We start from the raw sequence: 26,246 nt of genomic DNA, 5'->3' as shown, positions 1-26,246 counted from the left end.
AAGGAGGGAGATGGGAGTGATTATCAGCAAATTCTGTAATCGCTGCCAATCCTTTCATTAAATAAAGTTTTCATAAAATGAAAATCTATCAAAATATGGGGGATTCTCGATGAAAAAATCAATCTCGTTAGTTGCAACTGGTATGATCGCGCTTTCTGTTCTTGCAGGGTGTGGCAGTAAGGAAGCTTCAGGTGGTTCAAATGGAAAGGTGAAAATTGAATTTTTAGAGTACAAATCTGAAGCAAAAGGTACATTTAGTGAATTAGCCAAAAAATTTGAAAAAGAAAACCCCAATATTGATATTGTTGTTACTAATCCACCGGATGCTGTAACCGTATTAAAAACACGGGTAGCCAAACGTGATCTTCCTGATGTTATTGGGATGGGCGGGGATGTATCCTATGCAGAGATTTCAAAGGCAGGAGCTTTTAAAGATGTTTCAAAAGACAGCACATTAAATGACATTCAGCCAGCGTATATTGACATGTTAAAGGATATTTCAAAACAGGACAAAGTATATGGAATTCCCTATGCAGCAAATGCCAATGCAGTAATATATAACAAAACTATTTTCAAAGAATTAGGCATTGAAGTACCAACAACATGGGAAGAATTTATCGCGGCAGCGGAAAAAGTTAAAGCTGCAGGGAAAATTCCATTTTACTTTACCTTTAAAGATGCTTGGACAGCCTTACCTGCTTACAATGTTCTCGCAGCAAACACACAGGGAGATGACTTCTTTAAAAAGTTAGATAAGGGAGATACGAAATTTGCAGAAGGGCACAAGGAAGCAGCTGAAAAGCTATTAACCCTGCTCGAATATGGCCATAAAGATCAGAATGGTAAAGCGTATAACGATGGAAACGTAGCCTTTGCAAAGGGTGAGTCTGCTATGTATCTTCAAGGTATTTGGGCGATTCCAGAAATTAAAAAAGCAAATCCAAACATTGAGGTGGGCGTATTCCCTTACCCAATTGGAGACTCAAAAGTTGTATCAGGTGTAGATTTATTACTTGCTCAATCTGCGACGACTGAGCATCCGAAAGAAGCTAAAAAGTTTATTGAATTTCTTTTGAGTGATGAAAATATGAAAGAATATCTTACACAGCAAAACGCCTTTTCAGCTAAAACAGGTATCGTACAGGAAGCACCTGAGTTAGAAGGATTAAAAGCAAGCTTTGAAAAAGGTGCTGTTGTTGACTTCCCTGACCACTATGTACCAACTGCTGTAGCCCTTGAAAAACAATTGCAAGTACTAACACAGAAAAAAGATGTTAATCAATACTTGAAAACTCTAGATACTGAATGGGAAAAGGTAGCTAACCGTAAATAATAATTCAATCATGGAGAAATGGGGGGAATCCTAATTTCTCCATCTTTATAAAGGAGTGAAAGAAGTGAGTAAGGAAGATTTGGCGTTAAAAAATGGGAGTATTCCTTCTGCTAGGATAAAAGAAAAGAAGAAAACTATGAAACTCAAAAACGTACCGTTTTATTTAATGACAGTGCCTGCACTTCTCCTTTTCGCTATTTTTCATACATTTCCAGCTATTCAAGGCATTTATTATTCATTTACAAACTGGGACGGCTTAAGTTTCACTTACGACTTTGTAGGATTCAAAAATTATTTTAATTTATTTAAGGACTTTAACATATTAAATTCTTATTTATTTACCTTTAAGTTTGCTATTATTTCAACGATACTCGTTAACGTTTTGAGTCTAATGATAGCCATGGGACTAAATGCAAAAATTAAAGGAAAGAATTTTTTTCGCGCTGCATACTTTTTACCAAATGTCCTTGGCGTGTTAATTGTTGGTTTTATCTTCAATTTTATATTTTCTAATGTAATCCCACAAATAGGCGATAAACTGGATCTTGGATTTTTATCGACTAATATTCTAGGGAGTGAAAACACTGCATGGATAGGAATCGTCATTGTAGCTGTATGGCAAGCATGTGCCTTCAATGTCATTCTCTATTTATCAGGTTTGCAGACAGTTCCAACAGAACTATACGAAGCATCAAGTCTCGATGGAGCTAATAAATGGCAGGAATTTTGGAAGATAACATTTCCAATGATTGCTCCTTTCTTCACAATCAATATGGTGCTTTCTATGAAAAGCTTCTTAATGGTTTTTGATCAGGTAGTTGCCTTAACAGGTGGCGGACCAGGCCGTGCCACGGAGTCCATTTCACTTCTCATTTATAAAGGTGGCTTCCAAGGCGGAGAATTTGCTTACCAATCAGCCAACTCCGTTATCTATTTTATTGTAATTGTTATCGTCTCTGTATTTCAAATCAAGGTTCTCCAAAGAAGGGAGATGGATATGTAATGTTGAAACAAAAGACGAATTGGCCAGTTACGATTCTAATTGCATTAGGATCATTATTTATACTTTTCCCATTATATATTGCAGTTTCAATTGCGTTAAAAACACCTGATGAGCTCGCGCAATCTGTACTTTCTCTTCCTTTAGGTTTTCATTTCGATAACTTTAAAAAGGCGATTGAATCTACTAACTTTTTTGCAGCATTAAAAAATAGTGCATTTATTACAGTAATTACAGTTGTTTTTACGATTTTAACAAACTCATTGGTTGCTTATGCCATCGCCAGAAATTTGCATCACAAATTTTTCAAAGGTCTATATTACTATTTTGTCAGTGCCCTGTTTATCCCATTTCCGATTATTATGCTACCACTGGTAAAACAGACAGCCGCTTTTGGTATGGATAACCAAGGTGGACTGATCTTTTTATACATTGTTTATGGAGCTGCATTAAATATCTTTATTTACACAGGATACATTCGTTCGATTCCAAAGGAACTGGAGGAAGCGGCCATCGTAGACGGCTGCAGTACTTGGGGAGTGTTTTGGAAAGTGATTTTCCCCTTGTTAACCCCGATTAATGCAACTGTTGGAATTCTAACATGCTTATGGGCTTGGAACGACTTTATGCTGCCATTGATCATCTTAAATGATCCAGCAGATGCGACTCTTCCTTTGGTTCAATATATTTTCCAGTCTGAGTTTGGTACGGACTTTAATTTAGCATTTGCATCATACCTATTAGCTTTATCACCAATGGTCATAGTCTACATCTTAGCACAGAAATGGATTATCGGCGGTGTGGTAAAGGGAGCTATTAAATAGCATTTAAGGAGTTGAAGTTTTTCGTGGGAATCCAATTTGATTCAAAAAATAAAACGTTTCATTTACAGGCCAAGGATACAAGTTATGTCATGGAAATTCTCCATGAAGGATATTTGGTGCACCTTTATTGGGGCCGAAAAATCAACACCTATCGTCATTCTAATTTTCTGCAGTTTTTAGATCGCGGTTTCTCAGGAAACCCTTATCAGCATAAAGATGACAGGACTTTCTCCTTGGATACACTTCCGCAAGAGTATCCACAGTATGGGAATACAGATTTTAGGAAGCCTGCTTATCAAATCCAGCTCGAAAACGGTTCAACCATTACTGACCTAAGATACCAAACCCATTCGATTTTTAAGGGGAAAGCTCCTTTGGAGGGGCTGCCTGCAACGTATACAGAGTGTGACAACGAGGCGGAAACGCTTGAAATTACAATGGAAGATTCTTTAATCGGCCTGAAAGTGATCCTAAGTTATACCGTTTTCGAGCAGTTTAATGTCATTACACGTTCCGTACGATTTATAAATGAGGGGAGTCAGTCACTAAAGTTGGTAAGTGCGCACAGTCTCTGTGTTGATTTCAGGGATGCAGATTTTGAGTTTTTACATCTTCATGGTGCCCATGTAAAGGAACGACATATTGAACGATTGCCGCTCCGTCATGGAATCCAGTCAGTTGAAAGCACAAGAGGTGCCAGCAGTCATCAGCATAATCCTTTTATTGCATTGTTAAGGAAAGGCACAACAGAAGATTCAGGAGAAGTATATGCCTTTAACTTTGTATACAGTGGTAATTTCCTAGCGCAGGCGGAAGTGGACCAATTTAGGAACACGAGAGTCACTATGGGGATCAATCCCTTTGATTTTAACTGGACGCTTGAACCTAATGAAGCCTTCCAAACACCAGAAGTTGTTATGGTATATTCATCAGAAGGTGTAGGCAGTATGTCAAGGACGTTTCATGAGTTGTATCGTATGCGCTTAGTGAGAGGCAATTACCGGGATAGAGAACGCCCAATTTTAGTGAACAACTGGGAAGCAACTTATTTTGATTTTAATGCGGACAAGATTTTGGATATTGCAGAAACAGGACGTGAGTTAGGAATCGAATTGTTTGTCTTAGATGATGGGTGGTTTGGTAAGAGAAATGATGATAGATCTTCATTGGGAGATTGGTTCGTTGATCGCCAGAAACTTCCCAAAGGTTTGAATCATCTCGCTCTTCGTGTCAAGGAGTTGGGACTGGATTTTGGACTATGGTTTGAACCGGAAATGGTTTCTGTTGACAGTGATCTATACCGTGAACATCCAGATTGGTGCCTACATGTTCCAGGGCGCAATCGTTCGGAGAGTCGTAATCAATTAATACTCGATTTCTCAAGGGAGGATGTCTGCTATGAAATTACAAAGAGAGTTTGTAATATTTTAGCAAGTGTCCCAATCTCATATGTGAAATGGGATATGAACCGCCATATGACCGAAATCGGTTCGGCTGCTCTTCCTCCTGAAAGACAAAGAGAGACAGCGCACCGTTATATGCTTGGATTATATAAGGTGATGGAATCTATCACATCTTCCTTCCCGCATGTTCTATTTGAAAGCTGCTCGGGCGGAGGAGGAAGATTTGATCCGGGAATGCTCTATTACATGCCGCAGACATGGACAAGTGACAATACGGATGCTGTCTCACGGTTAAAAATTCAATATGGCACAAGTCTTGTTTACCCGATTGTTACCATGGGTTCACACGTATCTGCTGTTCCGAATCATCAGGTTCATCGAAGTCCGTCTATACAGATGCGTGGCGATGTAGCGATGTCTGGGAATTTAGGCTATGAACTTGATTTATCGAATCTATCAGAGGATGAAAAAGAAATTGTCAAAGAGCAAGTTTCTCACTATAAGGAAATTCGTCAATTAATCCAGTTTGGTGATTTTTATCGATTGCAAAGTCCATTTGAAGGAAATGAGACATCTTGGCTTTTCACTACTAAGGACAAGACAGAAGCAATCGTCTATTATTTCCGGGTTTTGGCAGAACCAGCTGCACCAACTGCAGTGTTAAGGCTAAAGGGAATTGATCATTCAAAACAATATCGAGTTAACGGTACTGATCAAGTATTTGGCGGGGATGAACTCTCTTATGTTGGACTCGCTATTCCGGTGGAAATAAAGGGAGACTTTCAAAGTTTTGTTTGGCATTTGAAAGAACTATAGTTTTTGATAGTTAAAGTCCATAAATAGTTATAAGGGAACGATGAAAACCAATGTGTTAAATGGCTTCATCGTTTTTCTTTTTTGTAGATAAAAAAGTGAGGGATTTTCATGGAACAGAATCATCAACAACGTTTGTCAACATGGCAACTTATCTATGGTCCCTGTTGAAGAGTTGCAGAAGTTACGGAATGAATACATTTTTGTACCGGAAACGAACATTTCAGAAAAAATAACTTTGCAACATATCCAGGGGGAATGTCTGGAAATTATTGCAGAGTTTTCTTTAAACGAACGTTCTGCTGAAAAGTTTGGCATCCACGTTCGCTGTTCATTGGATGGGCAAGAAAAAACTTCTGTAATTTATGATGTCAAAGATGGTAAAATTTATGTGGACCGAAATTACTCGGGCAAAGGAGAAGGTGGAATTAGAACAAGTGTGGTGCATGGAAATCATGATTCTATTAAACTCCACCTATTTATTGACAGGTCATCGTTAGAGTTGTTTGTCAATGATGGAGAAACAGTAATGACAACACGTATATATCCTGACCCGTTAAGTACTTCTGTAGAATTATTTAGTGAGGGTGGAGTAGCCAATTTAATAAAATTAGATTCATGGACTTTAAACGATATATGGAGATAAGGAGACAAAAGAATGCAGGAGCTCGTTCCACTTTTTGGCTATGTTGCAGCTATTTTAACCACCCTTTCATTCCTGCCACAGGCAATTAAAACCATCAAAGAGAAAAATACAGAAGGAATATCATTAGTCATGTACAGCTTGTTCACTAGCGGAGTTTTAATGTGGCTGTTGTATGGACTATTTGTAAACGATATTCCAATAATTGTTGCAAACGCTGTAACGTTAATTTTAGCTGTAACAATATTAACTTTAAAAATTAAATATAGTGCAAATGCTAAATAATACGAAAAAGACGATTCGGTGCCGAAGCGTCTTTATTCATGTTTGTTACTCTAGATATAAATCTATGTAATCGTTTTCAATATGAAGCTGGTTTAGCTAGAAATGAAAAGAGTAGTGGTATCCCCATTTGTTTGGGATACCACTTTTTTTGGGGAGATTAGTTTTTTCCAGGTGGAATGTATAGGTCTCTTTCCAACCATTAAATTCCCCATTTCATGAACACCTTTAAAGTGCAGCAGCTGGCAGGATTATTTTGGTTTGGTTGTGTGGTGAGTTCGAAGATGACGCCACTTGGCGTAAATGTAGTTATCACAGGGACTTTTAATCCGACGGTACCGATTAAATGATCAACATCCGCTTTTTTTCCTTGCTGGGCAGCACTCATCATTTTTCGAGCGAAACCTAAATCCCCTAAGCGATCTAGCAAAATACTTCCTTGAGCCATTAATAGTCGAAATGACTTGACTGAGTTTTCAAATATTTTTACATCTACTGGTGGATAACTCCTTGGAATTGGTGGGAATTGATACCCCATTTGAGGTGGGTAAACGGGCAATGGAGGATAGATTTGATATTGATATGGGTAATAATACATTATTACTCTCCTTCCATAGTTAAAACACAAGCCAGAATAGGATATGATATTTTCACGGTTTTTGTTACCTAGAAATGAAAACGCGTTTGGATTAGAAATCCATGCGCTTTTCGGTAATAATGGATATAAAAACAAAAAATGTGACCCAGATTTGAGTCACATTAATTGAAGTCTTTTGTCTTATTTAAAAAAATTAATTTCTTTTTAAGTTTTGATTGATAAAGGAATTCCTCTAGAGTACCTGAGCCAAATAAAACACCAAAGAGTATGAAGATAAAACCAAAGATTTGTGATGAAGTAATTTGTTCGTCGAGAAAAATAACGGCACCGATTAGCGAGAAGAAGGGATTTAGGTTGATGAAAATGGCTGATTCTGCTACGCCAACTTTACCTAGTGCAGAGTTATAAATCATACGTCCAAGTGCCGTAGCGATAACTGCTGAGGCAAGGAAAATCATCCAAACTTCAAAAGTCCCGTGAACAAGTCCTTTTAATCCGTTAGGTTCTTTAAATAGACTAATGATAAATAAAATGACGGAACCGATGACTAGCATATAGCCAGTCATCAAGTGTGGGTCCAGCGTCTTGGAAACTTTTTTTATTATTATAAAACTGAATGCTTGCGTGAAAATTGCGAGGAAAACATAAAAATCCCCTATGGAGACGCCACTTACCCCGCCACTTCCTAAAACAATTATTATACAACTTCATTGATCTTTTGACATGTATATTTTTCGGTTTTCGAAGGATTTTTTGGGAACATGGATTAAAATGAAAAGAAAGTGTGGTATTCTTTGTAATGGGGGTGCATTCAATGACAACTAATAAAATAACGCCAAAAGAGCTCCATGAAAGGCTTCAAGGTGAAGAAAAATTAGTTCTTCTTGATGTTCGGGATAAAGAAAAATACAATCAATTTCATATAGAAGAAAGTTGTAACGTACCGAAATCAGTAATTTTTGGCCTTAAAGAGTCTGGTGAAATCACACTGCAGTCCTTACCCAAGGGCCAAGAAATGATCGTGACTTGCACTACGGGGAATTCGGCAACGAAATGTGCACAGATTCTGGACGCTCATAATTATCAAGTGACGGTTTTAGAGGGAGGAAATACTGCTTGGAAGGCATATATAAGTTCGCTACGAGACGAATAGGGAGACACTCTACATGCTGCAAAAGATAAATAAACAACTAGAAAGAATCATGCCATTAATTACCCCGGTTGGTGTATTGACTGGAGTATTGTTCAGTGTCCATCTAAAGGATTATTCATATTTAATTCCTTGGATTTTTGCTTTTATGACCTTCGCTGGGAGTTTAAGTTCCAATTTCCATTCATTAAAAGAGGTGATCGTTCATCCGTTTCCAATTTTTATTGCAATGGCAATCCTTCATGTCCTCATGCCAATTTGGGCCTGGGGCGTAGGTCATGTCGCCTTTTCTGGTGATGTTTACACGATTACCGGACTTGTTTTAGGAATGGTCATTCCAACAGGAGTGACAAGCTTCATGTGGGTGGCCATTTACAAAGGAAACATTCCATTGGTCTTGTCGATCATTTTAATTGATACCTTGCTTTCACCAATCATTGTTCCATATTCTCTATCATTATTTATAGGTGAAAAAATTGAAATGGACTTTATCAGTATAATGAAGGGTCTATTGGGAATGGTGGTCATTCCTTCCTTGATTGGGATGTACTTAAACCAAGTTACAAAGGGGAAAATTAAAGACCAATTAGGGACACGTCTTGCTCCTTTTTCGAAAATTAGCCTTGGATTTGTAGTCATGCTTAATGGTGCAGTGGTCGCGCCCTATTTAAGAAATCCTAATTTTAAACTTGTAAGTATTACCTTAACGGTCTTCTTGATTGCGCTGACTGGTTACTTGTTTTCATTTTTAATTGGTCGATTTTTTAATGGTGGACGAGACAACGTCATTTCGCTGACATTCACTGGCGGGATGAGAAATATCAGTGCTGGGGCAGTTATAGCTATTACTTACTTCCCAGCTGCAGTTGCGGTACCAGTAGTGGTTGGGATGTTATTTCAGCAAATACTCGCCTCGTTAAATGGACATTTTCTTAATCGTTACTATAATAAAAATGTGGAAAAGCAAGAATCGATTGCAATGTAAAAGGATGTTTAAAAAAAGAAATCCCCTCGGAATTATTTGCGAGGGGATGTTTTTATGAGGGAATTCCCTCAAAAGAGCCGATTACTTTGTTGCATACTTGATTATTCCAGATAAATAAACGGAGCAGTCTCGTTGCACAACTTCTCTCATTTTTATTTTTCCATCTTGTACTAATTCTCTAACCAATCCTTCAATAAGTTTTTCATCTTCTTTTACAGTCTTTGGAATCTCAATTGAAAATAAATTACTCCGACTGGCATAGTGTAGATTTTTTAATAATTCAGCTTTATTCATTGGACAACCCCTTTACCTTAACTTCGACATGAAGTGGACGTTCTCCTTTGAATTAAAACAATTATCTCTATTTACAAGGATTTCAGCAGTAAAAAGCTTCTTTTTCAATGGTATGGAAATTATTCTTTCGTTAGTTCTTCTTCAAAGAAAAAGGTATTTGGATGTTCATTGACAATGTAAGAGTACCTTTTCATGTTTTTTACATATTGAGATTTATTGATTGTTACTGATTCACCCGAAGAACGAATATTTACTTCATCACCCTCATTAAATATACTTTTCTTCATTTTCCCATCCTTTCAAACCAGGGTGTTTTCTTCTATCCAGCACCTTTGCTAGATATTTTATTATTTCCTAAGCGTCGAGATCTATATGCTCAAACTTACTAATCTGGAACAAACCCTTATCAGTTAGCTTTATTTCCGGTATGACAGGAAGTGATAAAAACGAAATCGTTAAAAATGGGTTGAAGTGGTCGTGTGCACCTAGTTTTTTGAGGGCAAGATTTATCTCATTTAAACTTGAATAAACCTCTTGATACGGGCGATCTGACATCAACCCTGCGATGGAAAGTCGCAATGAGGCAATCACTTCGCCTTGATTGACAACAACGAGACCCCCTTGGATATCTTTGATCGCTTTGGAAGCAACTACCATATCCAAATCGGTTGTTCCGGCAATAATAAGATTATGGGAATCGTGAGCAATGGTGGTAGCAATCGCACCGGATTTTAAACCTAAACCTTTGACAATCCCTAATCCAATTTGATTTTTCATATGATGGCGCTCAATCACGGCCAGCTTTAATTGGTCTTTTATGATAGAGGGTTGAAATATCCCTGAATCATTAGCATTAACTTTTTCAATAATATGACGCGTTACAAGACTATTGGGGATAATTTCAATTATATTTGCTTTGTTTGTTTTTAATGGAATTTGAAAATGATTTTCTGTTAATTCATGGAAACGAACAGAATTTTTTAACCGGTCTGTTTCAACCAAGGAATGGTCCTGTGATTCAATAATAAGCCGTCCATTCTCGACAGCGGCAATCCCATCTTTATAAACGGTTGTAATAGTAATGTTCTCAAGGTCATCAAACAGGAAGAAATCCGCTTTGTATCCAGGTGCAATCGCACCCTTAGCCTCCAGCCCAAAGCATTCTGCTGCATTAATGGTTGCCATTTGAATCGCTGTTATGGAAGATATACCTGAGGCGATAGCCAGCCTTACGTTGTGATCGATGCTGCCATCATGGATGAGGTCGTCTAAATGCTTATCATCCGTTACAAATAAACATCTTCTTGCATTTCGCTCATTGACGATGGGAATCAATTGTTGTAAGTCTTTTGCCACCGTACCTTCGCGAATCATTAGGTACATTCCTCTTCTGAGACGTTCCTTTGCTTCTTCAGCTGTTGTACTTTCATGATCTGTTCGAATACCTGCTGCCAGATACACATTCAAATCATTGGCCGATAACCCCGCCGCATGGCCGTCAATTTTTTTGTCAGATTGTTTTGCTATTAATATTTTTTCAAGCATGTCGTCCTCAGCCTTATAAACTGCTGGGAAATTCATGACTTCAGCTAAACCTAAGACTCGTGGCTGCTGATAAAAGGGTTTTAGATCTTTTGCATTAAGAGTAGCGCCGGAATTTTCAAATTCGGTCGCAGGAACACATGAGGGAAGCATAAAGAAAAAGTCAAACGGTAGATCTTCAGAGGAATCAAGCATGTATTGTATCCCCTCAGTGCCTAATACGTTGGCAATTTCATGTGGGTCTGCAATGATGGTAGTTACCCCGTGCGGAAGAAGAACCTTTGCAAATTCATTTGGAGTGACCATCGAGGACTCAATATGAACATGACCATCGATAAAAGCAGGGGATATATAACGGCCATTTGCATCGATCACCCTATTCCCCTCATAATCACCTATACCGGCAAAGTATCCATCAACAATCGCAAGGTCTCCTTCGATAATTTCTCCATTAAAGACATCGATAATTTTCCCATTTTTAATGACCGTATCCGCTGGCTCTCTTTTAGATGCTACAGAGATTCTTCTCTTTAACTGATTTGCCTCCATAGGACAACATCCTTTTCTGTCATATTAATACTCTACTTTATCTTGTGAATTCTCCCATGTTCTAAACGGAATATCTCCATCTGGGGGAAAAATCTTTTTCATCGGTATTTTTCGATATTCGATGGGGAGGGAGAGTTGATCATAAATAAATTGATCATCAAACCCTATTTTCGCTGCATCTTGTTTGGTGCAAGCATAATAAACAGCCTTGGGGCGCGCCCAATAAATGGCGCCGATGCACATCGGACAAGGTTCACAGCTGGTATAGATTTCACAATCGTTCAGCTGGAAGTCGTTTAAATTCCGGCAGGCATCTCGAATGGCTTGCACCTCGGCATGTGCAGTGGGATCGTTTGTCCCGGTTACTTCATTTCGGCCGATTCCAATGACCTTTCCGTCCTTGACGACGACCGCTCCAAATGGTCCCCCTTGCTTCGTCAAAACATTATTTAGCGCTAGTTCAATTGCCTTTTCCATAAAGTGAGAATCTGTCATACAACCTCTCCATTCCAGTTAATTAATTTAAAATACATTATTCTACATGATGCTTACAATTGCTCAATTGTTGTAGGTATATCTAACATATTTTTTTATAAAATAGCTCTGGTTACTTGCCTGTTGATTTCCGCTCCAATCAACAATTTTTCCATGTTAGATTATATGACATTAGTGTAGATACTATTTCCCCTTTTGGATATTATGGTGAAAAAAGATGACATATGCTTTGTTGGTAATGTTCGTCTATCTACTGAAAATCTACCCATCATCAGAAAATTGAAAAAGAACATGGGTGTATTTTGGGAGGTCTATCAATATATATAGTGTTAGATAGCAAGGAAAGAATGGGGGGCATGATGGTGGTTTTTCTTGATGGATAACGACGGAGTCATCGCAGTCTATCTTGCGGCGGGTAAGAGCCGCCGGATGGGAGTTAACAAGCTTGAACTCCCTTGGGGGCAGAAAACAGTTGGTAATTCAGCCTTAGAAAAGGCAGTGAATTCCAAACTGGACTTTACGTTTGTTGTGACAAGGGAAGAGGATACGCTCAAATGGATTGACGGCACCCTTTTCGGGAGTCCCCTCAGAGAACGCTGGAAAGCTTTGAGATACCGTGATGCGGATAAAGGGCAGGCACATTCCTTGCAATGTGGATTGCTTGCAGCCATGGAAATGGAACCGAAAGGAATCATGATTCTTCTTGCTGATCAACCGCTCTTACCAGTAGAAATCATCAATGATTTGGTTAAACGATACCTGAAGGAATATCAGGAAAATAAAAATGTTCCGTTTATAGCAGCTAGTTTTCAGGGGATTCCGAGGCCGCCCATTATTTTTTCGCCAAAGGTGGTTCCTGATTTACTGAAACTTGAGGGGGATGAAGGGGCACGACAGCTTTTTAAAAAGGAAAAATTAACTGGCATACTAGTTAATTATGAGAACGGTTGGGACTTTTTTGACGTCGATACCAAAGAAGAATATGACCGGCTGAAAGGGTGGAGGCACGAGTGGTGAGGAGAGGCATGTTGTCTGTTTCTCCTGAAATCCTGCTGAAATCAGTTAGTTTGGGAGAGATGAAACCATGGATGTAAAGGAAAATAATCAAGGCTCCATAGAGGAAATAAATCAAATGAACAAAGAGGAATTTGTGAGTACAGTAGGCTGGGTGTTTGAGCACTCCCCGTGGGTGGCTGAGAAGGCATGGGAGAGTATACCCTTTAAATCTCGTGAGGAACTCTTACAAATAATGGTGACAGTTGTAAAAAATGCAGAGGCAGGATTTCAATTGGCCCTGCTCCGTGCCCATCCGGATCTTGGTACTAGATTAAAAATATCAGAGGTTTCTCAAAAGGAGCAAGCGGGAGTAGGTCTTGATCGGCTCTCGAAGAATGAACATAGTGAGTTTGTTTCCCTCAATCAGAGGTATGTCGAGCAATTTGATTTTCCTTTTATTATGGCAGTGAAGGGCCAAAGCAAGGAAACAATTCTTGCAGCGATGAAAGAACGTGTGGGCAATCCCTATGAGAAAGAATTCCCGACAGCCTTGGATGAGGTCTATAAAATTGCAGGGTTCCGCTTAAATGATGTTATTCAATAAAGGGGGATGATGATATGCAAAGAACGATGCGCTATGGTAAAGCAGATGTTTGGGTTTATCGCACCTACGCAGCCCCATTAACAGGAGTCCGTACCATTCCTGAATCAGCCTTTACGGGCCGCAGCAATATTCTGTTTGGAATGAATGTTAAGGTGGCAGTAGAAGGAGAAGCCTTCTTATCGTCGTTTAAAGATGGGGATAATACATTAGTTGTGGCAACGGATTCGATGAAAAATTTCATTCTAAAACATGCTGGCGATTATGAAGGTTCAACACAAGAAGGATTCCTAGAATTTGTCGCCCGCCGTTTCCTTGAAACGTATCCTCATATGAGTGCTGTCGATATCTCTAGCGAACAAATCCCATTTGACGAGCTCCCAGTACCAACGAAAGATAGTTTTGAACCGAGTCCATTCGTATTCCGCTATTCATTAAATGAACAATCGTTGGCTCAAGTTGAAGTGAAACGCTCTGGAGAAAAGATCATCACAGCCGATCATCTCAGCAGTTTGAAGGGACTAAAGCTTTTAAAGGTACGTGGCAGCTCCTTTTATGGATTTGTGAAGGATGAATATACGACACTGCCAGAGTCTTATGACCGGCCGCTATTTATCTTTTTGAATATTGGGTGGCGCTATAACGATTTCGATGCTGCAAAGGGCAGTACGACAGATGGGTATGTCGCAGCAGAGCAAGTTAGAGATATTGCCTATACGGTTTTTCATGAAGAGAAATCTCCCTCCATTCAAAATCTTATCTACCGCATTGGTCTTCGTATATTAGAGCGTTTTCCACAGTTAGTGGAGGTTCGCTTTGAATCCAATAACCGGACCTGGGAAACCGTTTTAGACGAAATTCCTGCCTCACAAGAAGGGAAAGTTTTTACCGAACCGCGTCCTCCGTATGGGTTTCAATGTTTTTCCATAACACGTGAAGATTTAGAAAATCCAGGGGAATCACCGAAATGACTGGAAAGGTAACCACACATGTCCTTGATTTAAGTTTGGGAAAACCGGCAAGTGGAGTGGTAGTGGAATTATGGCAGGTAGGTCCAGACAACACATACGAATTTATTCAATTCAGCCAAACCAATGAAGATGGCCGAGTAAATCAACCTCTCCTCGAAGGGGACAGTATGAAAAAGGGAATCTATGAAATTCGTTTTCATGTTGGAAATTATTTTCGGAATCGCGGCCCTTTACTCGGAGATCCTTCGTTCCTAGATTGTGTTCCCGTTCGCTTTGGCATTTCTGAACCCACCTCCCACTATCATGTCCCATTGTTGATTTCACCTGGTGGGTATAGTACCTATCGGGGGAGTTGAGGAGGGTAAAGATGAAAGAACTATGGGTGAAGAATGGGCTCGTTTTTACCGCGGACGGTTTTCGAGAGGTAGACATTCGAGTCCTTGATGAACGGATTGACTCCCTTGTAAAAAGTGAAGGAGAACCATTGAAAGAGGAAACGGATACGATTATTGATGCAAGCGGCTGTCTAGTTGTTCCTGGCTTTATTGATGCCCATGTCCATTTCAATGATCCAGGAAGAACGGATTGGGAAGGAATCGAGACAGGAAGCCGAGCTGCAGCTATCGGCGGAACCACTACCATTTTTGATATGCCGCTGAATTGTGCACCTTCTGTTACTACTGTTAAGAATTTACTTGATAAAAAAGAGTATTTAACCTCTATGTCTCATGTCGATTATGCTCTCTGGGGTGGAATGACAGATACGAACCTCGCTAACCGGCGAGAACTCACTCAGATGAGTAAGGGGATTATTGCCTGGAAAGCATTTATGAGTGAGAGTGGGATTGAGGATTTCCGCTTTGTCCCACCTGATGGATTGAAACAAGCCATGCAGGCTGCAAAGGAGCATAAGAAGATTCTCGGTCTCCATGCGGAATGGGAAGAGGAGATTAATAAATTTACAGCTTTCTATAAACATAGGGATGGGATGAATGAACGAAAGGCCTTTCTCGCGAGCAGGCCCGTATCAGCAGAAGAGAAAGCAGTTAGTTATGCCTTAGAGCTTGCTGCCAAATACGGAACAGCCCTTCATCTTGTTCATATTAGTTCGGCGAAGGTAATCGGAATTATCGATCAAGCCAAAAAAAGCGGAGTAAACGTTACAGTTGAAACCTGCCCGCATTATTTACTTTTTGATGAAGAGGATTTTATTAAAAGTGGTGCCATCCTCAAATGTGCGCCGCCGCTAAGATCGCGCGAAGAGGTAGAGGGGCTATGGGACTGCATTCAGAGAGGCTGGATTGACACGATTGGATCTGATCATTCCCCGTGTCTTTATTCGATGAAAGCAACGGATTCCATCTGGGATGCATGGGGAGGGATTCAAGGGGTTCAATTTACCTGGCTGGCCTTGCTTGATGAGGCCCTTAAACGGAGAATTAACCTTAAACAAATTTTACCATTAGGGACGGCGAATGTGGCTGAACGGTTTGGAATAGCAGACCGAAAAGGGCGAATTCTTCCCGGCTTAGATGCTGACCTTGTTTTGATACGTTTAGATGAAACAACGATTGCTGATAAACAATCATTGGCTTTTCGAAATGCCTATTCACCTTATGAAAATAGAGAGTTTTTACTTAAGGTGAAGAAAACGATTTTAAGAGGAAAGGTCATTTATGATGAACAATCCGGGGTGATCCAGGAGAAATTTGGTGTTTGCCTGTAAGTGGACACGCAACCAAAAGGAGGAGCTTTATGAATCAGGATAAGAAAAGTTTGGTCCAGTGGATTGAGGAGCACCAAGCAGAAATGATTGATTTCTTAAAAAAAATAGTGCAAGTTCCTTCAGATAACCCTGCTGGTGATTGTTACCCTATTGCTGCCTTCTTACACCACGAGCTTCAAGAACTTGGCTTTGTGGATATAGCTCTATTAGAGGTAGATGAAGAGGAAGTCAAAGCCGCTGGAATGATTAGTTTGGCCAATGTCCTTAGCAGCACCGAGTTTGGGAACGGGGCAGGAACAAATATTGTCTTAAATGCACATGGTGATGTGGTGCCCCCTGGGTTAGGCTGGAGTGTTGATCCATACGGAGGGGAGATCATTAATGGAAAGATGTATGGACGGGGCGTGGCAGTTTCAAAATCCGATATTGCTGCCTATTCATACGCCGTTTTAGCCTTAAAAAAAGTCAAAATCAGTCACCCTCTGCAAGGGAAAGTCGACCTTGCTTTTACTTTTGATGAAGAAACAGGCGGAGAATTAGGACCCAAAAGGCTGCTAGATCAAGGGAATATCAGTCCTGACCAGGCGATTGCAGCTGGCTTTACCTATTCGGCAGTTAATGCCCATAACGGCTGTTTACATTTTGAAGTGAAAACAACAGGGAAGTCTGCCCATGCCGCCCTCCCACATACAGGAATTGATGCACTTGAGGCGACGACAAAGATTTTAAATGGTTTATACGAATATCGGCAAACTCTCGCGGCCAATAAATCTTCTGTGCCTGGGATTGACCACCCAACCTTGGTAGTCGGTCTCATTTCTGGAGGAATTAACACAAATGTTGTACCTGACGAATGTACAATAAGGGTTGACCGAAGATTGATTCCAGGTGAAGACGGGGTTCAAGCGGAAGTGGAATTTAGAAAAGTTGTGGAAGAAGCGGTTAAGACGACCCAAGGAATAAAACTAGAAATTCGAAAAATACTTCATGCAGAAAGCTTCGGGCCTGTTCCGGAAGATTCACCACTGATTTCAGCATTATCCGCGAACTGGCAGTCCATTATGAAAGGGAAAGGTGATTTAGCGATAAACGGAGTACCGATCTATGCAGATGCCCGTCATTTTTATGAAAAAGGCATCCCAACGATCATGTTTGGTGTTGGGCCCAAATTGCTGGAAGAGGCTAATGGGCACCGGGCTGATGAAAATATCCGTGTAGATGATCTGGTGGATGCCACCAAGATTATTGCCTGTACACTTTATGATTTACTAGGGGGAGGTAAGGGATGAAATTAACCCAGCGGGAGCAGGAAAAATTAATGATTGTCATCGCAGCAGACTTGGCAAGGCGCAGAAAGGACCGGGGACTAAAATTAAATTATCCCGAAGCGATTGCCCTCATCACCTACGAAATTATGGAGGGGGCAAGAGATGGGAAATCGGTGGCTGAATTAATGAGTGAGGGAACAAAGATATTATCAAGCGAAGATGTGATGGAAGGGATACCGGAAATGATTCGCGATATCCAAGTAGAGGCAACATTTCCAGATGGAACCAAGCTTGTTACCGTACATGAGCCAATTCGCTAGATTGATATTTTTATAGATAAGGGGGTGCGATGTTGATACCAGGAGAATATCGATTAAGACAAGAGCCGATTATCTGCAACCAGGGTAGGAAGGCTTCTAAAGTTATGGTGCTCAATCAAGGCGACCGGCCAATTCAAATCGGGTCCCATTTTCATTTTTACGAAGTAAATGGCGCTTTAAGATTTGAACGAGACCAAGCATTTGGCAGGCACCTAAATATCCCTGCTGGTACCGCTGTTCGGTTTGAACCAGGAGATGCGAAAGAAGTAGAACTCGTTCCCTTCGCCGGTCAGCGAGAAGTCTATGGGTTAAATAATAAAACCGATGGCCCATTGGACCAAGGAGAGGGGAACCCGTTATGAGCTTTCGAATGTCGAGAAAGCAATATGCAGACATGTTTGGTCCTACAACAGGCGATGCCATCCGGCTAGCGGACACCGATTTATTTATCGAAATAGAAAAGGATTTTACCGTTTATGGAGATGAGGTCAAATTTGGCGGCGGAAAAGTTATCCGTGATGGGATGGGACAGCATCCGCTTGCTACACGAGTAGATGGGGCACTTGATGCTGTCATAACCAATGCGATTATTCTAGATTATAGCGGGATTTATAAGGCGGACATTGGAATTCGTGATGGCCGAATCGCTGGGATTGGAAAAAGTGGAAATCCTCTTTTAATGGAAGGGGTAGACATGATCATTGGGGCTTCAACGGAAGTCATTGCTGGAGAAGGCATGATTGTAACGGCTGGCGGCATTGATGCCCATATCCATTTTATAAGCCCGCAGCAAATCGAAACCGCCCTTTCATCTGGGATTACAACGATGATTGGCGGCGGCACTGGTCCGGCAACCGGAACAAATGCAACCACTTGTTCACCGGGTGAATGGAATATTCACCGAATGTTAGAGGCTGCCGAAGAATTCCCAATGAATCTTGGATTCTTAGGAAAGGGGAATTCGTCCGCTGAAGAACCGTTAATTGAACAAATCAATGCCGGCGTGATTGGACTTAAACTGCATGAAGACTGGGGGACGACCGCCTCAGCCATTGACCATTGCCTCAGGGTTGCGGACAAGTATGATGTCCAAGTAGCCATTCACACCGATACATTAAATGAAGGCGGTTTTGTAGAAGATACTTTGGCAGCCATTAATGGCCGAGTTATCCATACCTATCATACAGAAGGAGCCGGCGGCGGTCATGCTCCCGATATTATTAAGGTCGCAAGCTTTCCGTATATCCTGCCGTCATCCACCAATCCAACACGGCCTTATACAAAAAATACCTTAGATGAACACTTAGATATGCTAATGGTTTGTCATCACTTAGACCCGGACGTACCTGAGGACATTGCCTTTGCTGATTCACGCATCAGAAAAGAAACGATTGCAGCGGAAGATATTCTCCACGACATGGGCGTATTCAGCATGATAAGTTCAGATTCACAAGCGATGGGAAGAGTCGGCGAAGTGATTACTCGAACCTGGCAAACCGCTGATAAGATGCGAAAGCAACGAGGCAAGTTGCCTGAAGACACAGGAGTAGGAGATAACTCTCGTGTAAAGCGATACATTGCCAAATATACGATTAATCCGGCAATTACGCACGGTATTGCTGAGGAGGTTGGTTCGGTGGAAGTGGGGAAATTGGCGGATCTCGTCATTTGGGAACCTGCATTCTTTGGCGTTAAACCAGAGATCGTCATTAAAGGTGGAATGATTGCCCACAGTTTAATGGGAGATCCGAATGCCTCCATACCTACTCCGCAGCCAGTTCTGTACCGTCCAATGTTTGCTTCCTTCGGAAAAGCCAAGTACAGCACCTCAATTACTTTCATGTCAAAAGCAGCCATTGAACTTGGTGTACCTGAAAAGCTTGGACTAAAAAAACAAATCAAACCAGTAAAGGGAATTCGCCAGCTATCAAAAACAGATATGATGCTCAATGCGGAGATGCCAACAATTGAAGTGGACCCACAAACCTATGAAGTCATTGTGGATGGTGAACTTGTGACCTGTGATCCAGCAGAAGTATTACCGATGGCACAGCGTTATTTCTTATTTTAGGAGGAAAATCATGATCATTGAACAAATCGTAGGAAATGTAGATGAAATCACAGCCTCTGGCCGCCACATTGAAAGAGTATATATATCAAGCGATGACTTAGTGAAGCGAATTCAACGGGTGACAACGGACCACGGTAAAGAGATTGGCATCCGGCTGAAGGAACCAAAAGACCTGATTGATGGCGATGTATTATTCATGGATGACCGAAATATGATCGTTGTCACTGTCACGAATGACGACTTGCTGGTAATTCATCCGACAAGCTTTAAGCAAATGGGGGAAATTGCGCATCAGTTGGGTAACCGCCACTTGCCTGCACAATTTGAAGGCAAGGTGATGCTCGTCCAATATGATTACCTTGTGGAAGAACTGCTGAAACAATTAGAGATTCCATACGCAAGGGAAGATAGAAAAGTGAAAAAGGCATTCCGGCATATCGGTCACTCCCATGGATAATCAACTCTTGTCCTTATTGCAAATAGGGGATTCCAATTTTCCGTCGGGAGCTTTTTCTCATTCATTTGGATTGGAAACCTACATCCAGGAAGAAATCGTCGATAGTAAGGAAACCTTTTTTGAATGGATTCGAATTTACTTGGAAAAACAAATCGCCTATACGGACGGACTTGCCTGCAGATTGACCTTTGACGCCTTACAAAAAAATGATAGGCCAGAGCTATGGGTGCTCGATCAAAAATTGTTTGTCCAGAATATCCCTAAAGAAGCACGAGAGGCAAACCGAAGGATTGGAGAAAGATTGATTCGAATGGGAATTGATTTATATTCGATACCATTATTAGAAGAATACCTAAAAAAGATACGTGCCAAGGAGGCGTATGGTCATCCTGGAATTGCTTTTTCGATTATCTGCCAGTACTTAGGAATCGAGAAAAGACAAGGAATACTGACTTTCCTATATTCAAGTATGGTGACCCTTATTCAGAATGGTGTAAGAGGGATACCACTTGGGCAAACAGCCGGTCAACGTATTCTTTTAGAATTACACCCCTATTTACAAAAGACTACAGAGATAATTGAAGAAATGGATGCAGATGACTTTGGAGCTGTGGCCCCTGGAATTGAAATTTCACAAATGCGTCACGAGAGATTACATACCCGTTTGTTTATGTCCTAAAAAATGATGAAAGAAGGGGTAACGATGGAACCGATACGTATAGGAGTTGGCGGACCAGTTGGAGCAGGGAAGACGTTGCTTGTGGAGCGATTAACGAGATACCTCAAAGATGAATATAACATGGCGGTCGTAACCAATGACATTTACACCAAGGAAGATGCACAATTTTTAATAAAAAATAGTGTACTTTCAGAGGATCGAATTATTGGTGTGGAAACAGGAGGATGCCCGCATACGGCGATCCGGGAAGACGCATCCATGAATTTTGCTGCAATTGATGAGCTAAAGGAGAAACATCCGAATCTATCACTTATTTTTGTCGAGAGCGGCGGCGATAACCTAGCTGCCACCTTTAGTCCCGAACTCGTAGACTTTTCTATTTATATTATTGATGTAGCCCAAGGTGAAAAAATTCCGCGTAAAGGCGGCCAAGGGATGATTAAATCTGATCTGTTTATTATCAACAAAATTGATTTAGCTCCATATGTAGGAGCAAGCTTAGAAGTCATGGAGGCAGATACAAAGCTGGCAAGAGGCAAGAAGCCATATATCTTTACAAACTTAAAAGAGGATGTTGGTGTGAACGAGGTTATTGAGTGGCTCAAGTTAAATGCGCTATTGGAAGGATTAGGGTAGGTGGAACAGCGGACCGGATATTTGCGGCTAACAGGTGCAAGAAAAGATAAGAAAACGATTTTAAAAGAATCCTACTCAGAGGGTGCATTAAAAATTACTAGACCTGTTTACCTAACAGGAGACGGCGAAGCCTATATTTATGTGATGAATCCGGGTGGGGGATACATTGATGGTGATTCCTACCAAACGGTCATCCTTTTGGAAGAGGATGCTGAGGTGGTTGTTACCACCCAATCTTCTACTAAAATATATAAAACACGAACCTCTCCGGCTTTTCAGGAAATGGACATTCATTTGAAAAGCGGAAGTGTTTTAGAATATCTGCCAGATCCAGTCATTGCTTACCAGCATGCTTGTTTCAAGCAGTGTACGGTCATTCGAATGGAACAAAACTCTTCCCTTATATGCACAGATATTTTTACTCCAGGCTGGGCTCCTGATGGGACACTTTTTAAATATGACTTACTCCAAGCAAAAATGGAAATTTATATGGAAGACAAACTTATTTTATTTGATCATGTAAAACTTCAACCTGACAATGATCTTAAAGGGATTGGCATGATGGAAGGATTTTCTCATTTTGGGACGATGATTGTTATTGATTATCGTATCAATCCTGCTTTAGTAGAAGAGTTGCAAGAAATTCTCGATACTTTCCTTGATGTTAGAATTGGTATTTCGATACTGGCCGTATCAGGGTTCGCGCTAAGGGCATTGGCGAATACCACACAGAATATAGAAAAAGTCTTACATGTCTGCCATGAAATCATTAGGATCAAAGTATTGGAAAAAGAACCTGTTTTTCTAAGAAAATATTAATCGGCTGGTGTATCAACCATCGCCGATTTTTTCTTGTCTTTACTGGAATTATTGTAGTTAGGATTTTCAGTGAAGTATAATGAGAATATCTATAATGCCTATATTTGAGGAGGAATGAAATGAGTAAGCTTTTTGTTGACCAAACGATTGAAATCAATGCTCCAGCGTCAAAGGTATGGGATGTTCTTACGGTCAGTGAGTATAATAACCGTTGGGCGACGGAATTTTCAAGCGGCGGACCACAGTTTCATCTCGATTCCACTTGGGAGCTCGGAAGTCCTGTCCTATGGAAAGGGGAGGATGGGACCGTCATTGTTGAAGGAAATGTAACGGCTCTCGAGAAGAATAAACTCCTTCGGTTTACTGTATTTGATGTTCGGAGTGAGGAAAAGGCACTTGTCACGGAAGAAGACGGGATCACCTTCCATTTGTCTGAGGACAATAGAAAGACTACTCTACATATTTTACAAGGGGATTTTTCTGTGATGCCGGAAGGGAAAAAATTCCGCGATTTAAGTGCAGAAATTTGGGACAAGGTGCTCCCAAGTATAAAAATGATGGCGGAATCAAACTAATTAATTTATAATAAATCATTAAATTTGTGTTGGGCTGGGTTTGTATCAACCTAGCCCATTTTGTTGTGTTAAAATTTTTATAAAAAGGAGATTTGCTAAATGAATATCATTGACTTACATTGTGATGCCCTAATGAAACTCCAAGAAGCGCATGGTACGTTACGATTTGCTGATGCGCCGGAGTTACAAACCAATAAAACACGATTACAGCAAGGCCAAATCAAAGTCCAATGCTTTGCCATATTTATTGAACCCGAAATAAAGGGGGACCAGAAATTTCAGGTTGTCCTTGAACAAATCGATTATTTTTACAAGGAAGTGCTTGGAAAAAATCCAGACATGGTCCATATCAAAGAATGGTCGGATTTTGATCGCTTAAAGATCGGTCAGATTGGCGCAATGTTAACACTTGAAGGCGTGGATCCAATTGGGAACGATTTATCGAGGCTCCATATTCTCTATCAACTAGGTGTCCGTTCCGTTGGTTTGACATGGAACCAAGCCAATCTTGCCGCTGATGGCGCTGGTGAACCGCGAGGCGCGGGGCTGACGCTGTTCGGAAAAGAAATTGTCGAGTTTAATAACGAGCATCAAATCCTGACCGATGTTTCTCACCTAAGCGACAAGGGGATTTGGGAAGTCATTGAATTAGCCAAGTATCCGATTGCGAGCCACTCGAATGCTCGAGCACTTTGCAACCATTTACGTAATTTAACAGATGAGCAGGCGCAGGCGATGTTTGCTAAAGGCGGGTTGATTCATGTTGTTTACCATCCACCTTTTGTAAAAGAATTTGGCGAAGTGACGATTCCAGACCTTGTTAAACATATCGATCACTTTTGCTCATTGGATGGGGTAAAACAAATTGGATTCGGCTCGGATTTTGATGGGATTTCAACATTTATTACTAATTTGGAAGACGCCTCTAAGAGCCAAAATCTTATTAATGAACTATTAAAATATTATAGTGAAGAAGTGGTCCGCGGATTTGCCTATCAAAACTTTCTTGACCATCGGCCAGGATTTAGACGATGAAAGTTAGAGAAAAAGGGATCATCGTTGGCAAGCTGCCAACTGGCAAGAAAAACTGTATAACGGATGTTGCAGATGTGATGGTGGGACATGTAACACTTGACTACCCTCTTAATGAGTCTGGGGAAGAGTATGCCTGTACAGGTGTAACGGCGATACTGCCACATAAGGGCAATTTGTTTAAAGAAAAAGTAACCGCAGCGAGTTATGTCATTAATGGCTTTGGAAAAACCACTGGTCTTGTTCAGTTAAATGAGCTTGGAGTTATTGAATCGCCCATCATGCTAACGAATACATTCGCGGTACCAGCTGTCACACAAGGAGTGCTGGAATACATGTTAGAGGAGAATCAAGAAATTGGTGACACGACAGGAACTGTTAACGTAGTAGTGGGGGAATGCAATGATAGCTACTTAAATTCTATTCGTTTATTTCCTGTTAAACCTGAGCATGCAGTTGAGGCAATCAAGAATGCATCGGATTGCCGGGCGGTTGAAGGGGCAGTCGGGGCAGGCAAGGGAATGATTTGTTTCGGTTATAAAGGGGGAATTGGTTCCTCTTCACGTATGGTTGAGGACTACACAGTTGGATGCCTTGTCCTCTGCAATTTTGGTAAAAAGGAAGAACTGCAGAGATATCGCTATTCAGAGAGCGAAGGTTTATCTGAAACTTCGGATGGCTCGATTATCATTGTCTTAGCAATCGATGCCCCGTTAAGTGATCGGCAATTGCAGCGCTTGGCGAAACGCTGCGGCATTGGTCTCGGTCGAACCGGCAGTCATTTTAGTCATGGCAGTGGGGATATAGTCATCGCTTTTTCCACGGCACATAAAATTCCTCATTACTCAGATGAGAAGATTGAAACCCGCAGCCAGCTCCGTGAGGATCATCCGATGATGAATCAACTTTTTACAGCGACGGCTGAAGCAACAGAGGAAGCGATACTCAATTCATTGTCACAGGCGGGAAATACAATGGGAAAAGCTGGCCGGGTTGTCCGACAAATCAATTTATTAAAAGAGGAGTAATCATATTGTACATTACTATAAAAGAGACAGCAGAATATTTATCGGTTCCTGAGGCAACTGTCAAAAGCCTCATCCAACAAAAGAAAATCCGCGCCCTATTTGACGGGGAAGAGTACCTAATCTACAAAGAACAATTCAGCACCCACCTAAAACAAATGGAAAAATACAAACAACTAATCGAAGAAATCCTGAACGAACCCATTCCAGAAAGTATCGACGTAAAAGACGAAGATTAACTGGGTCGCATTTGATACCATTTCAATGTTGGTGCCTGACACCATTCGTGGACAAATCTATGGGTTTGTTCATACGGGGTGGACACAAAAACTAATATAAGAATGAGGTGAATTATTATGTCTAATCTTTTTATGAAAAGGATCTATGAGCCCTATGAGGAAATGGATGGCTGTAGAATTTTAATTGACCGTTTATGGCCGAGGGGAATTTCGAAGGATGCGGCGAAGCTTTCGTTTTGGTTTAAAGATCTAGCTCCAAGCAGTGAGCTGCGGAAGTGGTTTTGTCATAAGCCTGAGCTGTTTGAGGAATTTAGTAGAAGATACCTTGATGAGCTTCGCACGGACGAACAAAAGCGGGAATATATCCGGCAAATCATTGAAATGGAAGCTGAGGGTCCAGTAACACTCCTCTATGGAGCAAAGGAAAAGGTCCATAATCACGCCTTGGTATTGATGGAGGAACTTGGTAGATTAATTGGAATGGAACGATGAAGTAGGAGGAATTTCAAGCGTATGATGCCCGTGAAGGATGAAGAATCGGTCCAATGGTAACCATAGGTCGCGTATGATGCCCATGAAGGGTGGAAAATCGGTCCAATGGTAACCATAGGTCGCGTATGATGACCGAGAAGGATGCAAAATAGGTCCAACGGTAATCATCGGTCGCGTATGATGCCCGAGAAGGATGGAAAATCGGTCCAATGGTAACCATAGGTCGCGTATGATGCCCATGAAGGGTGGAAAATCGGTCCAACGGTAATCATACGACTCGTATGATGCCCGTGAAGGATGAAGAATCGGTCCAATGGTAACCATAGGTCGCGTATGATGCCCGTGAAGGATGAAAAATCAGTCCAGCGGTAACTAGTAATACGACTAATCCCTTCAACCGAAAAATCTTAATCTCCATGAGCATCGGC

Annotated in this window: 33 protein-coding genes; 26 read left to right on the top strand and 7 right to left on the bottom strand. The window is 41.0% G+C overall.

From position 1 onward, the window contains the following. The first annotated feature begins 109 nt into the window (after window positions 1-109). From COE25_RS01195 to COE25_RS01170, 6 genes are all read left to right on the top strand, one after another. Window positions 110-1,333 carry an ABC transporter substrate-binding protein gene (locus COE25_RS01195; RefSeq protein WP_098930250.1) on the top strand — a complete coding sequence of 408 codons (1,224 nt, stop codon included), beginning with the start codon at window positions 110-112 and terminating at the stop codon, window positions 1,331-1,333. Window positions 1,334-1,469: 136 nt separating this feature from the next. Continuing rightward, window positions 1,470-2,336 carry a carbohydrate ABC transporter permease gene (locus COE25_RS01190; RefSeq protein ID WP_098930564.1) on the top strand — a complete coding sequence of 289 codons (867 nt, stop codon included), beginning with the start codon at window positions 1,470-1,472 and terminating at the stop codon, window positions 2,334-2,336. Beyond that, window positions 2,336-3,157 (top strand): carbohydrate ABC transporter permease, encoded by an 822-nt coding sequence (locus COE25_RS01185; RefSeq protein WP_180247388.1) that lies wholly within the window; start codon window positions 2,336-2,338, stop codon window positions 3,155-3,157. Before COE25_RS01190 ends, COE25_RS01185 begins: the two co-directional genes overlap by 1 nt. Window positions 3,158-3,180: 23 nt before the next feature. Continuing rightward, window positions 3,181-5,376: an alpha-galactosidase gene (locus COE25_RS01180; RefSeq protein ID WP_098930248.1), complete on the top strand. Its 2,196-nt coding sequence runs from the start codon at window positions 3,181-3,183 to the stop codon at window positions 5,374-5,376. Between the two features lie 154 nt (window positions 5,377-5,530). Further along, on the top strand, window positions 5,531-6,019 hold the full coding sequence (locus tag COE25_RS01175) for a GH32 C-terminal domain-containing protein (protein WP_098930246.1): 489 nt from the start codon (window positions 5,531-5,533) through the stop codon (window positions 6,017-6,019). Between the two features lie 12 nt (window positions 6,020-6,031). Next, complete coding sequence (locus COE25_RS01170; RefSeq protein WP_088085673.1) at window positions 6,032-6,301, top strand: SemiSWEET transporter; 270 nt, start codon at window positions 6,032-6,034, stop codon at window positions 6,299-6,301. A 199-nt stretch (window positions 6,302-6,500) separates the two neighbouring features. Here COE25_RS01170 and COE25_RS01165 read toward each other — a convergent pair whose 3' ends face one another. Beyond that, window positions 6,501-6,896 (bottom strand): YuzC family spore coat inner layer protein, encoded by a 396-nt coding sequence (locus COE25_RS01165; RefSeq protein ID WP_098930243.1) that lies wholly within the window; start codon window positions 6,894-6,896, stop codon window positions 6,501-6,503. A gap of 161 nt (window positions 6,897-7,057) precedes the next feature. Next, a complete protein-coding gene (locus tag COE25_RS01160; RefSeq protein WP_257208679.1) occupies window positions 7,058-7,555 on the bottom strand; it encodes a DMT family transporter in 498 nt (165 codons plus the stop codon). Window positions 7,556-7,710: 155 nt separating this feature from the next. Between COE25_RS01160 and COE25_RS01155 the strand changes: the two genes are divergently transcribed. Together COE25_RS01155 and COE25_RS01150 are read left to right on the top strand one after the other, a co-directional pair. Further along, complete coding sequence (locus COE25_RS01155) at window positions 7,711-8,049, top strand: rhodanese-like domain-containing protein (RefSeq protein WP_098930239.1); 339 nt, start codon at window positions 7,711-7,713, stop codon at window positions 8,047-8,049. 13 nt (window positions 8,050-8,062) lie between these two features. Next, a complete protein-coding gene (locus COE25_RS01150; protein ID WP_098930237.1) occupies window positions 8,063-9,031 on the top strand; it encodes a bile acid:sodium symporter family protein in 969 nt (322 codons plus the stop codon). 81 nt (window positions 9,032-9,112) lie between these two features. On the opposite strand, the gene COE25_RS01145 is transcribed toward COE25_RS01150, so the two are convergent. The 4 genes from COE25_RS01145 to COE25_RS01135 all read right to left on the bottom strand — a co-directional run bounded on the left by COE25_RS01145 (window position 9,113) and on the right by COE25_RS01135 (window position 11,911). After that, complete coding sequence (locus COE25_RS01145; protein ID WP_088085678.1) at window positions 9,113-9,325, bottom strand: hypothetical protein; 213 nt, start codon at window positions 9,323-9,325, stop codon at window positions 9,113-9,115. Between the two features lie 119 nt (window positions 9,326-9,444). Then, window positions 9,445-9,612 (bottom strand): hypothetical protein, encoded by a 168-nt coding sequence (locus COE25_RS30430; RefSeq protein WP_179195723.1) that lies wholly within the window; start codon window positions 9,610-9,612, stop codon window positions 9,445-9,447. Window positions 9,613-9,679: 67 nt separating this feature from the next. Beyond that, the gene (ade, locus tag COE25_RS01140) at window positions 9,680-11,416 is read right to left on the bottom strand and encodes an adenine deaminase (protein WP_098930235.1); all 1,737 of its coding nucleotides are present in this window, start codon (window positions 11,414-11,416) and stop codon (window positions 9,680-9,682) included. 24 nt (window positions 11,417-11,440) lie between these two features. After that, complete coding sequence (locus tag COE25_RS01135) at window positions 11,441-11,911, bottom strand: nucleoside deaminase (RefSeq protein WP_088085680.1); 471 nt, start codon at window positions 11,909-11,911, stop codon at window positions 11,441-11,443. Between the two features lie 375 nt (window positions 11,912-12,286). Here COE25_RS01135 and COE25_RS01130 point away from each other — a divergent pair, with 375 nt between their 5' ends. The 18 genes from COE25_RS01130 (at window position 12,287) to COE25_RS01045 (ending at window position 25,818) form a co-directional block, all read left to right on the top strand. Further along, window positions 12,287-12,928, top strand: coding sequence for an NTP transferase domain-containing protein (locus tag COE25_RS01130; RefSeq protein WP_088085681.1), 642 nt, complete (start codon window positions 12,287-12,289; stop codon window positions 12,926-12,928). A gap of 67 nt (window positions 12,929-12,995) precedes the next feature. Beyond that, entirely contained in the window at window positions 12,996-13,511 is a 516-nt protein-coding gene (gene uraD, locus COE25_RS01125) for a 2-oxo-4-hydroxy-4-carboxy-5-ureidoimidazoline decarboxylase (protein WP_098930233.1), read from the top strand. Between the two features lie 14 nt (window positions 13,512-13,525). Beyond that, window positions 13,526-14,479: a factor-independent urate hydroxylase gene (gene pucL, locus COE25_RS01120; RefSeq protein WP_098930231.1), complete on the top strand. Its 954-nt coding sequence runs from the start codon at window positions 13,526-13,528 to the stop codon at window positions 14,477-14,479. Further along, window positions 14,476-14,835, top strand: a complete 360-nt coding sequence (gene uraH, locus COE25_RS01115) for a hydroxyisourate hydrolase (RefSeq protein ID WP_088085684.1) — start codon at window positions 14,476-14,478, stop codon at window positions 14,833-14,835. The genes pucL and uraH overlap by 4 nt, the downstream gene beginning before the upstream one ends. 11 nt (window positions 14,836-14,846) lie before the next feature. Beyond that, entirely contained in the window at window positions 14,847-16,205 is a 1,359-nt protein-coding gene (gene allB, locus COE25_RS01110) for an allantoinase AllB (protein ID WP_098930229.1), read from the top strand. 29 nt (window positions 16,206-16,234) lie between these two features. Then, window positions 16,235-17,494: an ArgE/DapE family deacylase gene (locus COE25_RS01105; protein ID WP_098930227.1), complete on the top strand. Its 1,260-nt coding sequence runs from the start codon at window positions 16,235-16,237 to the stop codon at window positions 17,492-17,494. Then, window positions 17,491-17,793 (top strand): urease subunit gamma, encoded by a 303-nt coding sequence (locus COE25_RS01100; RefSeq protein ID WP_098930224.1) that lies wholly within the window; start codon window positions 17,491-17,493, stop codon window positions 17,791-17,793. Before COE25_RS01105 ends, COE25_RS01100 begins: the two co-directional genes overlap by 4 nt. A 32-nt stretch (window positions 17,794-17,825) precedes the next feature. Beyond that, on the top strand, window positions 17,826-18,155 hold the full coding sequence (locus COE25_RS01095) for an urease subunit beta (protein ID WP_088085687.1): 330 nt from the start codon (window positions 17,826-17,828) through the stop codon (window positions 18,153-18,155). Beyond that, window positions 18,152-19,864, top strand: coding sequence for an urease subunit alpha (ureC, locus tag COE25_RS01090; protein WP_098930222.1), 1,713 nt, complete (start codon window positions 18,152-18,154; stop codon window positions 19,862-19,864). The genes COE25_RS01095 and ureC overlap by 4 nt, the downstream gene beginning before the upstream one ends. Window positions 19,865-19,874: 10 nt before the next feature. After that, on the top strand, window positions 19,875-20,321 hold the full coding sequence (gene ureE, locus COE25_RS01085) for an urease accessory protein UreE (protein ID WP_088085689.1): 447 nt from the start codon (window positions 19,875-19,877) through the stop codon (window positions 20,319-20,321). A gap of 7 nt (window positions 20,322-20,328) precedes the next feature. Next, window positions 20,329-21,000, top strand: a complete 672-nt coding sequence (locus tag COE25_RS01080) for an urease accessory protein UreF (protein ID WP_306572486.1) — start codon at window positions 20,329-20,331, stop codon at window positions 20,998-21,000. Between the two features lie 24 nt (window positions 21,001-21,024). Beyond that, window positions 21,025-21,636, top strand: a complete 612-nt coding sequence (gene ureG, locus COE25_RS01075; RefSeq protein ID WP_088085691.1) for an urease accessory protein UreG — start codon at window positions 21,025-21,027, stop codon at window positions 21,634-21,636. Next, entirely contained in the window at window positions 21,637-22,455 is an 819-nt protein-coding gene (locus COE25_RS01070; protein WP_098930218.1) for an urease accessory protein UreD, read from the top strand. A 119-nt stretch (window positions 22,456-22,574) separates the two neighbouring features. Then, window positions 22,575-23,030 carry an SRPBCC family protein gene (locus COE25_RS01065; protein WP_098930216.1) on the top strand — a complete coding sequence of 152 codons (456 nt, stop codon included), beginning with the start codon at window positions 22,575-22,577 and terminating at the stop codon, window positions 23,028-23,030. Window positions 23,031-23,129: 99 nt separating this feature from the next. Further along, a complete protein-coding gene (locus COE25_RS01060; RefSeq protein WP_098930213.1) occupies window positions 23,130-24,065 on the top strand; it encodes a dipeptidase in 936 nt (311 codons plus the stop codon). Further along, window positions 24,062-25,090, top strand: a complete 1,029-nt coding sequence (locus COE25_RS01055) for a DmpA family aminopeptidase (protein WP_088085695.1) — start codon at window positions 24,062-24,064, stop codon at window positions 25,088-25,090. The genes COE25_RS01060 and COE25_RS01055 overlap by 4 nt, the downstream gene beginning before the upstream one ends. A gap of 5 nt (window positions 25,091-25,095) precedes the next feature. Next, a complete protein-coding gene (locus COE25_RS01050; RefSeq protein WP_088085696.1) occupies window positions 25,096-25,326 on the top strand; it encodes an excisionase family DNA-binding protein in 231 nt (76 codons plus the stop codon). A 117-nt stretch (window positions 25,327-25,443) separates the two neighbouring features. Further along, complete coding sequence (locus COE25_RS01045; protein WP_088085697.1) at window positions 25,444-25,818, top strand: DUF488 domain-containing protein; 375 nt, start codon at window positions 25,444-25,446, stop codon at window positions 25,816-25,818. Window positions 25,819-26,086: 268 nt separating this feature from the next. Here COE25_RS01045 and COE25_RS30425 read toward each other — a convergent pair whose 3' ends face one another. Then, window positions 26,087-26,236, bottom strand: a complete 150-nt coding sequence (locus COE25_RS30425) for a hypothetical protein (RefSeq protein WP_180247387.1) — start codon at window positions 26,234-26,236, stop codon at window positions 26,087-26,089. Window positions 26,237-26,246: the final 10 nt, after the last annotated feature.

This window comes from Bacillus sp. AFS031507, from assembly GCF_002584635.1.
Classification (GTDB): Bacteria; Bacillota; Bacilli; order Bacillales; family Cytobacillaceae; genus Neobacillus.
Note: the sequence above shows the minus strand (reverse complement) of the source record. Positions and strands in the feature narration are given on the sequence as shown.

Excerpts from the sequence above, each read along its gene's own strand:
- pucL (WP_098930231.1), top strand. The coding sequence starts at position 13,526 with ATGCAAAGAACGATGCGCTATGGTAAAGCAGATGTTTGGGTTTATCGC.
- COE25_RS01170 (WP_088085673.1), top strand. The coding sequence starts at position 6,032 with ATGCAGGAGCTCGTTCCACTTTTTGGCTATGTTGCAGCTATTTTAACC.
- COE25_RS01145 (WP_088085678.1), bottom strand. The coding sequence starts at position 9,325 with ATGAATAAAGCTGAATTATTAAAAAATCTACACTATGCCAGTCGGAGT.
- COE25_RS01055 (WP_088085695.1), top strand. The coding sequence starts at position 24,062 with ATGAAAGTTAGAGAAAAAGGGATCATCGTTGGCAAGCTGCCAACTGGC.
- ureC (WP_098930222.1), top strand. The coding sequence starts at position 18,152 with ATGAGCTTTCGAATGTCGAGAAAGCAATATGCAGACATGTTTGGTCCT.
- ade (WP_098930235.1), bottom strand. The coding sequence starts at position 11,416 with ATGGAGGCAAATCAGTTAAAGAGAAGAATCTCTGTAGCATCTAAAAGA.
- COE25_RS01175 (WP_098930246.1), top strand. The coding sequence starts at position 5,531 with ATGGTCCCTGTTGAAGAGTTGCAGAAGTTACGGAATGAATACATTTTT.
- COE25_RS01060 (WP_098930213.1), top strand. The coding sequence starts at position 23,130 with ATGAATATCATTGACTTACATTGTGATGCCCTAATGAAACTCCAAGAA.
- allB (WP_098930229.1), top strand. The coding sequence starts at position 14,847 with ATGAAAGAACTATGGGTGAAGAATGGGCTCGTTTTTACCGCGGACGGT.
- COE25_RS01195 (WP_098930250.1), top strand. The coding sequence starts at position 110 with ATGAAAAAATCAATCTCGTTAGTTGCAACTGGTATGATCGCGCTTTCT.
- uraH (WP_088085684.1), top strand. The coding sequence starts at position 14,476 with ATGACTGGAAAGGTAACCACACATGTCCTTGATTTAAGTTTGGGAAAA.
- COE25_RS01100 (WP_098930224.1), top strand. The coding sequence starts at position 17,491 with ATGAAATTAACCCAGCGGGAGCAGGAAAAATTAATGATTGTCATCGCA.
- COE25_RS01150 (WP_098930237.1), top strand. The coding sequence starts at position 8,063 with ATGCTGCAAAAGATAAATAAACAACTAGAAAGAATCATGCCATTAATT.
- COE25_RS30425 (WP_180247387.1), bottom strand. The coding sequence starts at position 26,236 with ATGGAGATTAAGATTTTTCGGTTGAAGGGATTAGTCGTATTACTAGTT.
- COE25_RS01135 (WP_088085680.1), bottom strand. The coding sequence starts at position 11,911 with ATGACAGATTCTCACTTTATGGAAAAGGCAATTGAACTAGCGCTAAAT.
- COE25_RS01065 (WP_098930216.1), top strand. The coding sequence starts at position 22,575 with ATGAGTAAGCTTTTTGTTGACCAAACGATTGAAATCAATGCTCCAGCG.
- COE25_RS01130 (WP_088085681.1), top strand. The coding sequence starts at position 12,287 with ATGGATAACGACGGAGTCATCGCAGTCTATCTTGCGGCGGGTAAGAGC.
- COE25_RS01155 (WP_098930239.1), top strand. The coding sequence starts at position 7,711 with ATGACAACTAATAAAATAACGCCAAAAGAGCTCCATGAAAGGCTTCAA.
- uraD (WP_098930233.1), top strand. The coding sequence starts at position 12,996 with ATGGATGTAAAGGAAAATAATCAAGGCTCCATAGAGGAAATAAATCAA.
- COE25_RS01045 (WP_088085697.1), top strand. The coding sequence starts at position 25,444 with ATGTCTAATCTTTTTATGAAAAGGATCTATGAGCCCTATGAGGAAATG.
- COE25_RS01165 (WP_098930243.1), bottom strand. The coding sequence starts at position 6,896 with ATGTATTATTACCCATATCAATATCAAATCTATCCTCCATTGCCCGTT.
- ureG (WP_088085691.1), top strand. The coding sequence starts at position 21,025 with ATGGAACCGATACGTATAGGAGTTGGCGGACCAGTTGGAGCAGGGAAG.
- COE25_RS01185 (WP_180247388.1), top strand. The coding sequence starts at position 2,336 with ATGTTGAAACAAAAGACGAATTGGCCAGTTACGATTCTAATTGCATTA.
- ureE (WP_088085689.1), top strand. The coding sequence starts at position 19,875 with ATGATCATTGAACAAATCGTAGGAAATGTAGATGAAATCACAGCCTCT.
- COE25_RS01105 (WP_098930227.1), top strand. The coding sequence starts at position 16,235 with ATGAATCAGGATAAGAAAAGTTTGGTCCAGTGGATTGAGGAGCACCAA.
- COE25_RS01190 (WP_098930564.1), top strand. The coding sequence starts at position 1,470 with ATGAAACTCAAAAACGTACCGTTTTATTTAATGACAGTGCCTGCACTT.
- COE25_RS30430 (WP_179195723.1), bottom strand. The coding sequence starts at position 9,612 with ATGAAGAAAAGTATATTTAATGAGGGTGATGAAGTAAATATTCGTTCT.